At 70.6% G+C, this 16,020-nt stretch carries 1 protein-coding gene; it reads right to left on the bottom strand.

What is annotated here, in order from left to right; genetic code table 11:
- Positions 1–17: 17 nt before the first annotated feature.
- Positions 18–16,020, bottom strand: a 16,003-nt coding sequence (locus ACFVHY_RS18015; protein WP_390274314.1) for an amino acid adenylation domain-containing protein, incomplete at its 5' end; no start/stop codon positions are given.

Below are 16,020 nucleotides of genomic sequence, written 5' to 3'. Positions count from 1 at the left end.
GTGTTCTCTTTGCTCAGTCATCCCCGACCACTGCCATCGGAACCATCGTCACCGTAGCGACCCGCGTCCCCGTTCAGGCCGTTGTACCTGTCGTGGTCGTCTTGGCCGTTGTACCCGCCGCGACCGTTGTACCCGACCTCGCGGCCGGTCACACCGTTCTCGCCGGCTCCCGGCTCCCCCGCGCCGGGCTGCCGGGGTCCGATGATGCCCGGCAGGGTCGCACCGGTCGGCCGCGTCGCGGCACCCGCCGACCAGGCCAGCACGCGATCACGTTCCGCGGGCGTCACGAGCGGACACTCCCCGACCGCGGCATCCGGCCGGGCGGTGAGCCCGTCGAGGAGCGTAACCAGGCGCTGCGCGAACAGCTCGACCGTCCCCTCGTCGAACAGGTCCGTGGCGTACACCATCGACGCCGACCAGGACCGGTCCGGACGGGCGACCACCGCGACCGTCAGGTCGAGCTGGGCGGACGTGACCGGCGACTCGAGTGGCGCGACCCGCAGCCCCTCCGCCTCGAGCACCGGTGAACCGCTGCCGGCGTTGGTCAGCGTGAGCATGACCTGTGCCAGCGGCGAGAACGCCCGCGACCGGGTCGGGTTCAGACGTTCGACCAGTGTCTCGAACGGCACGTCGGCGTTGGTGAAGGCGTCGAGGTCGACGACCCGGGTGTCCTCGAGCAGTTCGGCGAAGCTCATCGACGGGTCGACCTCGGCCCGCAGGACCAGGGTGTTGACGAACATGCCGATCAGCTGATCGATCTCGGCGCGTCCGCGACCCGCGATGGGCGTGGCCACCGCGATGTCGTCGGTCGCGGTGACCCGGGCGAGCAGCACCGACAGGCCCGCGTGCACCACCATGAACGGCGTCATCCCGCGGTCGCGCGCCAGCGCCGAGATCCGCGTCGCGACCTCGTGCGGGATCTCGAAGTCCACCCGCGCACCCCGCATCGACGCCACGGTCGGGCGCGGGCGGTCGGCGGGCAGCTCCAGCACGTCGGGCACCCCGGCAAGCTGACGCAACCAGTACGACAGTTGCCGGCCGACCACCGACGTCGGGTCGTCGACCGCCCCGAGCTCGCGTTGCTGCCACAGTGCGTAGTCGGCGAACTGGACCGGCAGCGGCGGCAGCTCCGGCGCGCGGCCGGCAGCACGGTCGCGGTAGGCGGTCACGACGTCGGCCATCAGCGGCCGCATGGACTCACCGTCACCCACGATGTGATGCAGCACCGCGAGCAGGACCCACGAACCCTCGCCGCGCTGCCACAACCGGATCCGGACAGGCACCTCGGTGGTGACGTCGAACCCGGCCGACAGCGCGTCGAGAAGCTCGGTCTCCGACGCACATTCGACGAGCCGGGGCAGCGCGGCCGGACCGTCGGCGTCGTGGACGACCTGCGTCGGCCGGCCGTCGACGGCGGGGAAGGTGGTCCGCAGGATCTCGTGCCGGGCGACGACGTCGCCGATCGCCGCGCCCAGGGCCTCGACGTCGAGCTCGCCGCCGAGTTCGACACCGATCGGCAGGTTGTACGCCGCCGACGCCGGGTCGAGGCGGTTGATGAACCAGATCCGCTGCTGCGCGAACGACAGCGGGATCTCCGCCGGTCTGGGCTCGACCCGGATCACCGGAGCGCGCAACCCGCCGCGGTGTTCCCCGAGAGCGGCCAGGGCCCGCGGGGTGGGCGACTCGAACACGTCCCGGACGCCGATGTCGGCGTTCAACGCGTCGCCGACGCGTGCGGCCAAGCGGGTCGCCGACAGCGAGTTGCCGCCGAGGGCGAAGAAGTCACCCGTCACCGACACCGCGTCGACGCCCAGCAGGTCGGCGAAGACGGCCACGATGCGCGCCTCGGCCGCCGTCTCCGGGGCCACGAGGTCGTCCGCCTCGACCTCCGGGGCGGGCAGGGCCCGCTTGTCCAGCTTGCCCGTCGGGGTGAGCGGCAGGGCGTCGAGCACCGTGATCGTCGCCGGGATCATATACGTGGGCAACCGATCCGCGAGATGGTCGCGCAGATCGCCGACGTCGACGGCAGGCGCCTCCGACGCCGACACCACGTAGGCGGCCAACGACGACGCGACCGACCCGCCGACCCCGAGCACCACCGCGGTCTTCACCGCCGCATGCGAGGTCAGCGCGTTCTCGATCTCGCCCAGTTCGATGCGCAGCCCGCGCAGCTTCACCTGGTCGTCCGAACGTCCCAGGTACTCGAGCACCAGCTCACCCGACGCCGAGCGCACCCACCGGACACGGTCGCCCGTGCGGTACATGCGATCGCCGGGCACCCCGAACGGGGACGCCACGAACCGTTCGGCGGTCAGTTGCGGGCGCCCGAGGTAACCGCGTGCCAGCGAGACGCCGGTGGCGTACAGCTCGCCGGCCATCCCGACGGGCACCGGCGCCAGGCGCTGGTCGAGGACCAGCAGGCCGGTACCCGGCACGGGCGCGCCGATGGTCACCGGTCCGTCCGGATCGAGCGGACCGCTGATGGTGACCGCCACCGACGTCTCCGTCGGACCGTACGCGTTGTGGAACGCGACCCGGTGCGACCACGCGCGGACGAGGGCGGTGGAAACCGCCTCACCACCCGAGGCGAGCATCCGCAGTGCGGGCAGCTCGTCGGGTTCGACCGTTGCCAGCACACTCGGTGTCAGGAAAACGTGCGTCAGCGCGTGCTCGCGGAGGAATCCGGTGAGCACCTCGCCGCCGACGACCTCGTCCGGCCGGTAGACCAGCGTCGAACCCGAGGTCGAGGCGAGCAGCCACTCGAGCACCGAGGCGTCGAAACTCGGTGAGGCGTAACCGAGTACACGTGAACCCGGACGGATACCGAACCGCTGCGCCTCGGCGACCGCAAAGGCGTGTGCACCACGATGGGTGACCGCGACACCCTTGGGCACACCGGTCGAGCCGGAGGTGTAGATGACGTAGGCGAGCGCGTCGAGACGCGGGACACCCGCCACCTCACCCGGGGTGAGCGGACTGCCGTCGACCTCGCGCACCGCCTCGGAGAGGGTGTGCACATCGATCGACTCGACGTCGCCCGGGACGTCGACGCCCGAGTCCGGGCCTCGTTGATCGGACGTGATGACCAGTCGCACACCGGAATCGGTGATCATGTGCGCGATGCGGTCGGCGGGCAGCGTCGGGTCGACGGACAGGTACGCCGCACCCAGCTTCGCCAGGGCCCACTGCCCGACCAGACGGTCGACGGTGCGTCCCACCGCGAGCCCCACCACGTGATCGACGCCGATGCCCCGACCGGTCATCCACCGCGCGAGACGATTCGACCGCTCGTCGAGCTCGGCGTAGGTGAGCGATGCGCCGGTGCCGTCGGTGACCGCGACGATCTCGGCATGCGTGGCCGCGACGTCGGCGAAGACCTCGCCCAGCAGTCGCGGCTCCGGCGCCGCCGGACCGTTCACCGGGGCGAGCTCGGCGGCTCCCGCTGCGTCGAGCAGGGCGATCGACGAGGTCGGCCGGTCCGCATCGCCGACGGCCGCCCGCAGGATCTCGCGCAGCGCCGCACCGAACACCCGCACCTGGTCGTCGGCGAAGGCCGACGGGAGGTACTTGAGCTTCAGCAGCAGGCGATCGCCCGACGGTGACGACGAGAGGTTGAGCGGATAGTGCGTCGAGTCGTCGGCATCCACGCCGACGATCTGCAGACCACCGGCCAGCGACGTGTCCGCCGTCGACAGCGAGTCGGAGTCCACGGGGAACGACTCGAACACGGTGAGGGTGTCGAAGAGGGCGCCCATCCCGGCCAGCGCGGTGAGATCGGCGAGGCCGACGTGCTGATGGTCGAGGACTGCGACCTTGTCGGCCTGCATCGCGGCGAGCACGTCACCGATGGCGGCGTTCGGGTCGACGTCGACGACGCTCGGGACCGTGTTGATGAACAGGCCGACCATGCCCTCGACACCATCGAGGTCCGACGGGCGGCCCGACACGGTCTCACCGAAGGCGACGACCCGGTTACCGGTCATACGCGACAGCAGTACCGCCCACGCGAACTGCAGGACTGTGCTGACCGTGACCCCGCGCTCGCGGGCGAGCCGGTTGATCGCGGCCGTCGTCCCGGCGTCGATCCACTCCTCGTGATTGCGCGGCAACGAGGTGGTCGTGGCCTCCTCGCCGCCGGACACCAGCGTCGGTTCCTCGAGCGGCGACAGCACCTCCCGCCACGCGGCGAGACCTGCGGCCCGGTCGGTGGCGGCGAGACGCCGGACGTGATCGCCGAAGTCGGTCTCCGCGGCGATGGTGGCCGTGTACGTGCCGACCCCGGCGTAGAGCGCGAGCAGGTCCGCGAGGACCAGCGGCCCGGACCAGCCGTCGAGCAGGATGTGGTGGTTGGTCACGATCAGGCTCAGCGTCGTCGCGGAACCGGCGGCGTGCTCGACACCGACGAACCGCATGAGCGGCGGATTCTCCAGATCGAACGGCGTGATCCGTTCGGCGTCGGCGATCTCGCGCACCCGCTGTGCGGCCCCGAGGTCGTCGAGACCCGCCTCCAGGGACACCTCGGACCACGGCAGGTCGACGCGCGGGGGCACGACGGTCACCAGTGCACCTCCGGGCGTACGCACGTACCCGCTGCGCAACACCCGGTGGTGGGCCACCAGTTCCTCTGCGGCCGACCGCAATCGCGAGCGGTCGACGTCGCCCCCGAGGTGCAGGACCGCCTGGGTGACGTAGACGTCCACGCTCGCGGCTCCCGCCGACAGCCCATCGTCGACGGCCGACGGGTCTCGCGACGCCATCTGCGACTGGAAGTACAGACCGGACTGCAGCGGCGTGAGTGGCCAGACGTCCGCACCCGGGAAACGCACCGCGAGCGCGTCGAGTTCGGCCTGGGTGACGGGCGTGCCCGGCACGTCCGACGGCGAGCGGCCCGGGTCGCCGACCGCGGCGACGTGCTGCGCGAGCGCGACGAGTTCATCCGCCCACAATTCGGCGAGCGAGGCGATGTCGTCGGTCCCGAACAGTGCCGACGGGAAGGTGAAGTTGGCCGTCAGGCGCCGGGCATCGCCGTCGCTCTGCGTTCCGACGTTGACGCTCAACGGGTTCAGCGCGACCATCGCGCCCGACACCGACGGCGGCATCCCCGGTGCGCTCGGCGCGCCGGTGAACGGGATGACGTCGTGCTCGGGTTCGGCCGCGGGGCGTCCCGCGCGTCCGGCGCCGAAGAAGTTGAACCCGATGCTCGGCAGCGGACGCTGCGACAGCTCGGTATCGGCGCCGTAGCGCAGCACACCGAAACCGAGCCCGCCGTCGGGTTGCCCGAGGCGTTCCTCCTTGGCCGACTTCACCGCATGGGCGACGTCGGTGGAGGGATCGACGGCGACCGGGGCGATCGTGGTGAACCAGCCGACCGTGCGGGACAGGTCGACGGCGCGTTCGCCGTCGGCGGTGACGATCTCGTCCTTGCGGCCGTGGCCCTCGACCAGGACCGTCACGGGTGCGACGTCGGCGATGCCGCGCGCGGCCTGCCACGCCCGGACCGCACGGGCGAACGTACCGAGCAGGACGTCGTTGGCGTTGCCGCGGAACGCTTCCGGCACCGAGGTCAGCGCGGCCTCGGTCACCTGCGCGTCGAATGAGTGGACCACCGACACCTCGGTGGCGAACCGGTCCCGCGACGCGTCGAAGTCGATCCCGAGATCGGTGGGCCAGGCCGGGAGCCGCTCGAGCCAGTACGGCAGCTCGGTCGCGCGCCAGTCGGCCTGTGCGCCGACCGCGTGGGCCCACGCCCGCTCGGACGTCGCCTCGGCCCGCAGCGCGATCGGCTGACCTGCTGCCCGCTGCGCCCATCCGATCACCAGGTCCTCGACGATGATCGGCCAGGACACCGCGTCGACACCGAGATGGTGAATCGCCAGGACCACCCGACCGACGCCGTCGACGTCGGTGACGATGCCGGCTGCGACGAGCACGCCGGTCGACGGATCGAGGTGTGCCAGCGCCTCGGCATGCGCGGCGCGCACGTCGGCGTCGTGGCCGGGGGTACCCACCGGTGCGGTCGAGGACCGCGCGAACACGTACGGCGCTGCGCCCGGACTGTCGGTGTGCGAACCATCTGGGCTCTCGCCGGAACCGGCGACGAGTTGCCAGCGGTCGCCGTCGCGGGCGAGACGGGCGGACAGCATCGGGTGTACCGCGATGAGCTCGGACAGCAACTCCGACAACGCGTCCACGGTGAGTCCCGACGGCCCGTGGAGCACCCGGTACTGCGAGAAGTCCGCGAAATCGCCGGGCTCCGATGAATGCTCGATCATCCACGACATCACCGGCAGGAGCGGCATGTCGCCATGCGCACCGCCCGTGGGTTCGTCGAGCGACGGCAGGCGATGAGCCTCGCCGGCGACCACGCGGGCCATCGCCCGGATGGTGCGTTGCTCGAAGATGTCTCGCGGCGTGAGCGTGAACCCCGCGGCGCGAACCGCCGAGGCGAGCTGGATCGACATGATCGAGTCGCCGCCCAGCGCGAAGAACGACTGGGTGACCGACACCCGCTCCAGTCCGAGCAGACCCGCCACGATGCTCGCCAGGGTCTCCTCGGTCGCGTTGGCGGGCGCGACGTAATCGGCGTCGAGCCCCGCGAAGTCGGGTGCGGGCAGGGCGCGGCGGTCGAGCTTGCCCGCGCTGTTCAGCACGACGTCGTCGATCGGCATCCACAGGGTCGGACGCATGTACTCCGGAAGTGCCTGCGTCACCGCGTCGCGCAGGACCTCGATGTCCACGGTCGACGGCGCGACATAGGCGACCAGATGCTGTCCGCCGCCCGGCGCGTCGGCCACCGTCACCGCGGCGTGCACGACCCCGGGCGCAGCCGCCACGACGGACTCGATCTCCCCGAGCTCGATGCGCTGGCCGCGCAGCTTCACCTGGAAGTCGGTGCGGCCGAGGTATTCGATCTCACCGTCGGTGTTCCACCGCACGAGGTCGCCGGTGCGGTAGAGCCGCGAGCCGGGCCGGCCGAACGGGTCGGCCACGAAGCGTTCGGCGGAAAGTCCCGGTTGCGCGGCGTACCCGCGGGCCACCTGCTCGCCACCGAGATAGAGCTCGCCCGGGACTCCCGTCGGGACCGGGTTCAGCCGCGCGTCGAGCACGTGGGTGGTCGTGTTCCAGACCGGCACGCCGATCGGCACGACCGACGGTGCCCGGGTGACGTCGGCGTAGGCCACCTCGACCGCTGCCTCGGTGGGACCGAACAGGTTCACGATCTGGACGTGCGGCAGCAGCTCGTGGGCACGGGCCACCACCGCGGGCGGCAGCGCCTCACCGGAGGCGAAGAGCCACCGCAGCGTACCCAGGCGCGAGACCGTCTCGGCCGGTACGACATCGAGGAACACCGACAGCATCGACGGGACGAAGTGCACCGAGGTGGCGCCGCTCGACGCGATCAGGTCGGCGATGTAGAGCGGATCGGCGTGACCGCCCGGTTCCGCGATCACCATCGTCGCACCGGTCAGCAACGGCGCGAACAGCTCCGGCACCGAGACGTCGAAGGTGTACGGCGTCTTCTGGATGATCCGGTCACCCACGGTCCAGGGGTACTCGTCGAGTCCCCACCACAACCGGTTGGCCACGGACGCGTGCGAGACGGTGACGCCCTTCGGCCGTCCCGTCGAACCCGAGGTGAACAGGGTGTACAGCGCGTCGTCACCGCGGATCGGCCGCACGCGCTCGGCGTCGGTGACCGGCGGAGTCGACGGATCGATGTCGCGGGTCGAATCGACGACGACACGCTGGATCCCGTCGTCGAGACCGGACAGGTCGGCCGCCACGGGCCGCGGTCCGACGAGGAGGACCCGCGCGGCCGCGGTCTCGACCATGTAGCGCACGCGGTCGCCCGGGGCCGCGGTGTCGATGGGCACGTACTGCCCACCCGCCGCGGTCACCGCGTGGACCGCCACGACCATCTCCACGCCGCGATCGATGCACACCGCCACCGCGACGTCGGGACCGACGCCCAGCGCCAGCAGCTCGCGCGCCACATCTGCGACCCGGGCTCCGAATTCGCGATAAGACAGCTCACGGTCAGCGAAGGTCAGCGCGATCGTGTCGGGATGCCGGGTAGTGCCGGCCTCTACCCCGGCGACAACGGATTCCGCTGCGATGACGATCTCGGTGCCACGGGACCGACGCAGTATGTCCGCAACCTCGGCGGGTTCGAGGAGCGCCGCCTCGGCCACCGGCGCCTCGGTCCGCGCCGTCAGCTGATCGAGGATCGCGACGAACCTGCGGGCCAGCTGAGCCACGGTGTCCTCATCGAAGAGGTCCCGTGCAAACACGAATTCAAGCGGCCAGTCGCCGTCGCCCTCGGGGACGGTGACACCGACGGTGAGGTCGAGTTTCGCCGGCGGGTCCGCGGGCGACATCGGTTCGATGTCAAGACCGGCGACCGAGGCCGGCGCCGTGTCGGCTCCCATCTCAGGTATCGCGGTCTGGCCGAAGGTCAACATCACCTGTGCGAGGGGTGCGAACGCTTCGGATCGCACGGGGTTGAGTCGTTCGACGAGCGTCTCGAACGCGACGTCGGCGTTGGCGAACGCCTCGAGATCGGTCTCGCGCGCCTGCTCGAGGAGTTCGGCGAACGTCATCGACGGGGCGATCTGCGTGCGGAGGACGAGGGTGTTGACGAACATACCGACCAGCGGGTCGAGGACACGCTGGCCGCGTCCGGCCACCGGCGTCGCAATCGCCACGTCCTCCCCCGCCGACAGACGCGCCAGCAGAACCGCGAGCGCCGCATGTACCACGATGAACGGCGTCGCGTCGGCCTCGCGAGCGAGGTCGCGCACGCGGTCGCCGATCTCGGCCGGTATCACCGCACCGACCCGGCCGCCCCGCTGCGAGGCGACGAGCGGCCTCGGCCGATCGAACGGCAGCGTGAGCACCTCGGGCAGATCGGCGAGTTTGTCTGCCCAGTAGGACAACTGGGCGCCGATCACCGAGTCCGGGTCGGACCCGTCGCCGAGGACATCGTGCTGCCAGAGCGCGAAGTCGGCGAACTGGACCTCGAGCGGTTCGAAGTCGGGTGCCCGCCCGGCGACCCGCGCGTCGTAGGCGTTCATCACGTCGGCCAGGAGCGGATTCATCGATTCGCCGTCGGCAGCGATGTGATGGACGACCACTGCGACCACGGATCGGCCCGGCTCGACCGGCCAGACCCGCGCACGGACCGGCCAGTCGGCGCTCACGTCGAAGCCCGCGACGATCGCGCTCTCCAGTTCGCGCTGATCCGCCACGATCCCCCAGTCGAGGCGTTCGGCGATCTGCTCGCGCGGATGGATGAGCTGATACGCCGCCCCCTCGACGGAGGGGAAGGTGGTGCGCAAGACCTCGTGGCGGCCCACCACGTCGGCCATCGCCTGGCGCAGTGCGTCGGTGTCCAGAGGTCCGGTCACCTGCAACACCACCGGGATGTTGTAGGTCGGAAGCGACGGATCGAACTGGTTGATGAACCACATCCGTTGCTGTGCGAACGACAGCGGAACGAGTTCCGGCCGTTCGGCATTCGCGACGATCGGGGGCAGCGCCGCGGCGTGTCCGGACACCTCGCCCACCAGCGCACGTACTGTCGGCGCCTCGAACAGGTCACGCACCGAGGTCTCGACACCGAGTACCTCGCCCACCCGGGCGGCGACGCGCGTCGCCGACAGCGAGTTGCCGCCGAGATCGAAGAAGGACTCGGTCACGCTGACCTCGCCGAGGCCCAGCACCTCGGCGAACACCGCGGCGACCGCGGCTTCCTGATCGGTCTCCGGTGCCACGATCTCGCCGGCCTCGATGACCGGTTCGGGCAGCGCCGCCTTGTCGAGCTTGCCCACCGGGGTGAGGGGGAGCTCGTCGAGCACCGCGACCGACGCCGGCACCATGTGCGCCGGGAGACGTTCGCCGACAAACGATCTCAGCTCTGCCGGATCGACCTCGGCCCCGGTGGTGACCACGTAGGCGGCCAGTGCGGTGGCGACCGAACCGCCGACACCGACGACCACGGCCGAGCGGACCGCCGGATGCTCGGCGAGAACTGCCTCGATCTCACCGAGTTCGATGCGCAGACCGCGCAGCTTCACCTGGTCGTCGCTGCGCCCGGAGTACTCGATGACCGGGGCGCCGGCGGAATCCTGCTTCCAGCGCACGATGTCGCCGGTGCGATACATCCGGTCACCCGGGTGACCGTGCGGGTTCGCCACGAACCGATCGGCGGTCAGGCCCGGACGGTCGAGGTATCCGCGCGACAGCGCGCCGCCGTTGACATACAGCTCACCTGCGACCCCGATGGGGACCGGACGCAACTGCGCGTCGAGCACCATCAGGCCCACGCCGGCGAGCGGGCCGCCGAGCGAAACCGGCTCGCCCACCGCCATCGGCGCACTGATGGTCACGCCGATCGTGGTCTCGGTGGGGCCGTAGAGGTTCTGGATCCGCCGGAACGGCGCCCAGCTGTCCTTGAGCGCCTGCGGCACGGCCTCGCCACCGGCGTAGACGACCCGGAGGGCCGGGACGGCCTGCGGTTCGATGGTCGCGAGCACGGTCGGCGTCAGGAACGTGTGGGTGATCGCCTGCCGCATCATGAGGTCCTGCAGCGGCGGGCCGCCGACGGCGTCGGCGGGGCGGTAGATCAACACGCCGCCGGACACGATCGCGAGCAGGTACTCGAGCACCGACGCGTCGAAGCTGGGCGAGGCGAAGCCGAGCACCCGCGAGTACTCGTCGGCACCCGACCGGCGAATCTCCTCCGCGGCGAAGTTCGCGAGGCCGGAGTGGGTCACGGCGACACCCTTCGGTCGCCCGGTGGAGCCCGAGGTGTAGATCACGTAGGCGACGTTGTCCACCCGCACCGGCCCACGACGATCCGCTGCGGTGATCGGCGCGTCGGACAGTGTCTCGATCTCGGCGGACAGCGTGGCGTCGTCGAGACGGAGCCACGAGAAGCGTTCCCCGGGAAGGGTTCCCGACGCCTGGACGGCCAGGCCCAGGATCGCACCCGAGTCCTCGACCATGTTCGCCACCCGTTCGGCGGGATAGTCCGGGTCGATCGGCACATACCCACCACCGGTCTTGGCGACCGCCCAGATCGCGACGAGCAACTGCGCGGAGCGGCCGATCGCCAGAGCGACCAGCTTCTCCGGGCCGATGCCCTGACCGATCATCCAGCGCGCCAGGCGGTTCGACCGCGCGTCGAGATCGGCGTAGGACAGCCAGACGTTGTCGGCGTCGACGACTGCCTGGCGTGGTCCCCACTTCGCGGCGGCCCGGGCGAATAGGTCGCCCAGGACGACCGGCTCGGTTCCCGGTCCCCCGGTGACAACCGCGTCGGAGTCGGCGATCGACACCGTCTGGCGCTGCGGCTCGGGTTGCGCTGCGGAGCGGGCGAGTTCGGCAACCGACACCGTGTCGCCGAGTGTGATCTGCCGCAGCGGGGTCTCCGGCTCGGTGACGGCCTCGGTCAGCAATCCGACGAGTTGCTCGCCCAGTCGGACCGCGGTCGACTCGTCGAAGAGATCCGTGGCGTAGGTGATGGAGCCCGCCCACTCCTCGCCACGGCCGGGCTGGGTCATCCCGATGAGCAGGTCGACGCGCGCCGGGGTCTGACCGGTGTCCACCGGACTCACCTGGATGCCGGCGACCTCCCCCACCGACAGGTCGGCGCCGGCGAGCTCCGGCAGGGTCGATTGGTCGAAGGTGAGCCAGACCTGGGTGAACGGAGCGAAGGCAGCCGACCGTTGGGCACCGGCGGCATCGACGACGATCTCGAAGGGGACATCGGCATTCGCGAACGCGCCGAGATCGGCCTCTCTGGCGGCCTCCAGCAGATCGGCGAAGCCGCGGTCGAGGTCGACGCGGGTGCGCAGCACGAGCGTGTTGACGAACATGCCGATCAGCGGATCGAGCACGCGCTGACCTCGACCCGCGACCGGGGTGCCGATCGCGATGTCATCGGTCGCCGACAGTCGCGAGAGCAGCGCGGCCAACGCCGCGTGCACAACCATGAAGGGCGTGGCGCCGGTGTCCTGGGCGACGCGCGCGATCCGGTCACCGACCTCGGCCGGCACCGTGAAGGAGACGCGTCCGCCGCGCTGGCTGGCACGGGCCGGGCGGGGGCGGTCGGTGGGCACGTCGATCACGTCCGGCAGACCGGCCAACCGCTCGACCCAGTAGGCGAGCTGGCGACCGACAACGGATTCCGGATCGTCGGGCGAGCCGAGCACGTCGTGCTGCCAGATCGCGAAGTCGGCGAACTGGACCTCGAGATCTGCGAAATCCGGGTCGGCATCCGCGGTTTCGGCCAGATAAGCGGTGACGACATCGCTCACCAGGGGCATCATCGACTCACCGTCGGAGGCGATGTGGTGGGTGACGACCGCGAACACGTGCTCATCCGGCGCCACCTCCCAGATCCGGGCGCGGATCGGCCAGTCGCGCGAGACGTCGAAGCCGGCCGACACCGCGGCCTCGATCTCCTCTTGCGAGGAGACCACATCCCAGTCCAGACGCGCGGCGACCGAGGTCGCGCGGTTGATCTTCTGATACGGCGTGCCGTCGGCGGACGGGAACGTGGTCCGCAGCGACTCGTGGCGCGACACCACGTCGATCAGGGCGGCGTGCAGAGCGTCTTCGTCGAGGGAACCGGACAGACGCAGCACCACCGGGATGTTGTAGGCCGGCGACGTGGTATCGGCTTGGTTGACGAACCACATCCGTTGCTGCGCAAAGGCCAGCGGGATGCGTTCCGGACGCGGACTGACCGCGACGATGGGCGCCCGGGCTGCGTCGAGATCGGCGCTGGCACGGGCCAGTTCCCGCACGCTCGGCGCGTCGAACAGGTCGCGGACCGAGATCTCGCTGCCGGTGACCTCACCGACGCGCGCAGCCAACCGCATCGCCGACAGCGAGTTGCCACCGAGGTCGAAGAAGGAGTCGGTGACGCTCACGCGGTCGAGGCCGAGGACGTCGGCGAACACGGCCGCCACCGCGGCCTCCGACTCATCGGCGGGCTCGATGTACTCACCGGCGGAGAACACCGGCTCAGGCAGTGCACGACGGTCGATCTTGCCTGCGGTGTTCAGCGCGATGTCCTCGACGGGCATCCACACGCTCGGCCGCATGTACTCCGGGAGCGACGCCGCGACAACGGACTTCACCGCGTCGAGGTCGAGACGTTCGCCCGGGACCCCCGCCACGTAACCGACGAGGTGTTCACCGCCACCGGGCGCCGTGGCCACCGTCGCCGCAGCGTGCACGACGCCGGGCGCCGACGCGATGACCGCTTCGATCTCACCGAGTTCGATGCGCTGTCCGCGCAGCTTGACCTGGAAGTCGGTGCGGCCGAGATACTCCAGCACGCCATCGGGACGGCGGCGCACCAGGTCGCCGGTGCGGTACAGACGCGAGCCCGGCTCGCCGTACGGGTCGGCGACGAATCTCTCGGCAGTGAGGTCCGGGCGGGCGGCGTAACCGCGGGCGAGTTGGACCCCGCCGAGGTAGAGCTCGCCGGGCACGCCGGGAGGGACCCGGCGCAACCGCGAATCCAACACCACTGCAGACGAATTCCAGACCGGAACGCCGATGGGCACCGTCGGATCATCCGCGGCGACGGAGTGAATCCGCTCGAACGTGATCTCCACCGCGGCCTCGGTCGGGCCGTACAGGTTGAAGAACCAGGCATCCGGCCACAGTTCGCGCGCCGGTGCCGCGACCGCCGGCGGCAACGCCTCACCCGTGGTCGAGACGATCCGGAGGGTGTCGAGCGCGGCGAGCTGTTCGCGGTCGACGACCTCGAGGAACACCGAGAGCATGGACGGCACGAAGTGCACCATCGTCGTGCCGGTGCGGGCGATCTCGTCGGCCACCTGCCGCGGATTGAGGTGACCACCGTCGGCGAGGACGACCACGCGCGCGCCGATCGCCAACGGCGCGAACAGTTCCGGCACCGAGCAGTCGAAGGTGTACGGCGTCTTCTGCATCACGACGTCGTCGGGGCCGATCGGCAGCGCGTCCAGGCCCCACCACAGGCGGTTGAGCACGGCCGCGTGTGAGAGGGTCACACCCTTCGGACGTCCGGTCGACCCGGAGGTGAAGAGGGTGTATGCCGCATCATCCGGGCGCAGCGGCGCGAGTCGCTCGTCGTCGGACACCGGGGCGGCGGACGCCGCGTCGACGTCCAGCAGCGCCGAGGCGTCGACGGTCATGACACGGACCCCGGCCTCGTCCGCGGCGTTCACCGCGCCGGGTACCCCGTCCGCGTCGGCGACCAGCAGCACTCGCGCACCGGCGGTCTCGTACATGTAGCGAACGCGGTCCGCGGGTGCGGCCACGTCGACGGGTACATACTGACCACCGGCGGCGACGACGGCATGGATGGCCACCATCATCTCGACCGATCGCGGAACACACAGCGCCACAGCGACATCGGGACCGACCCCGGCGGCTATCAGGGCACGGGCGAGCGTGTTGACCCGGGCCGAGAACTCCGCGTAGGACACCTCACGCTCACCGAAGACGAGCGCGGTCGCGTCAGGAGTGCGTCGGGCCTGCGCGGCCACGGCGTCACTGACCGTCTGCACGGCCGGCAACTCCACGGGATCGCCCCATTCGGCGGTCTCGATCTCGGCCACCGTCGCCGGCGCGACGAAGGGCGCGTCGCCCACTGCGGTTCCCGGAGCCGCGGTCAACGCGGCGAGCAAGCGGGTGAAGCGGTCGGCGAACTCGACGACGGTCGCTTCCTCGAAGAGGTCGGTCGCGTAGATGATCGACAGCCCCCAGTCCTGGCCGGCCGCCCCGGACGCCACCGTGATCCACAGGTCGGTCTGCGCGGTGACCGCGACCTCGCCGTACGGTGTGACCGTCAACCCGCCGGCGTCCCCGAGCGCCTCGGCGGCCGAGGCCGCCGGATCGAACGAGAAGGTCACCTGCGCCAATGGTGAAAACGCCTCGGAGCGAACCGGATTGAGACGATCGACCAGGGTCTCGAACGGGACGTCGGCATGCGCGAAGGCGTTGAGATCGGTGTCGCGGACCTGCGCGAGCAGACGGTCGAACGGCTGGGCACCGTCGACCGCGGTGCGCAGCACCAAGGTGTTCACGAACATGCCGACGAGCGGATCGAGCACCGCCTGTCCACGACCGGCGATCGGGGTGGCGATCGCGATGTCGTCGGTGGCCGACAACCGAGCCAACAACACTGCGAGCGCCGTGTGCACCACCATGAACGGCGTCACATCGGCCCCGCGTGCCACCTCTGCGACACGCGCACCGATCTCAGCCGGGATTCCCACGTCGTACCGGTCACCCCGGCCCGACGCGACCGCCGGACGCGGCCGATCCGCCGGCAGCTCGAGCACATCCGGCAGACCGGCCAACTGTGCAGTCCAGTAGGCCAATTGACGTCCGACAACCGATTCCGGGTCGTCCGCGGAGCCGAGCACGGAGTGTTGCCAGATCGCGAAATCGGCGAACTGCACCGTGAGCGGCACGAAACCGGGAGCCTCGCCGACGACGCGGGCGCCGTACGCGGCAACGAGATCGGAGACGAACGGCGCCATCGACTCCCCGTCGGCGCCGATGTGGTGCAACACGATGGCGAGCACATGCTCCCCGGCCGCGGCGCGCCAGAGGCGGACACGGATGGGCCACTGGGTCGTGACATCGAAGCCGGCGGTCACGGCTGCGACGAGCTCGTCCTGGGAACCGGCGATACCCCAGTCGAGCCCATCGGCGACCGATGCCTCGGGATGGATGAGCTGATAGGGCACGCCGGCCTCGTCCGGGAACGTGGTTCGCAGCACCTCGTGACGAGAGACCACATCCACCAGTGCCGCACGCAGTGCCTCGACATCGAGGCCACCGCGCATCCGCAGTACCGCCGGGATGTTGTAGGCGACCGAGTCGGGCTGGAACCGGTTGATGAACCACAGGCGTTGCTGCGCGAACGACAGCGGGATCCGGTCCGGGCGCGGCGACACCGCCACCACGGGTGGCAGATTCGCGCCGCGTCCGGCGACTGCCTCGACGAGG

The organism is Gordonia sp. NPDC127522 (genome assembly GCF_042672305.1).
Taxonomy (GTDB): domain Bacteria; phylum Actinomycetota; class Actinomycetes; order Mycobacteriales; family Mycobacteriaceae; genus Gordonia; species Gordonia hongkongensis.
This window is presented reverse-complemented; position numbering and strand designations above follow the sequence as displayed.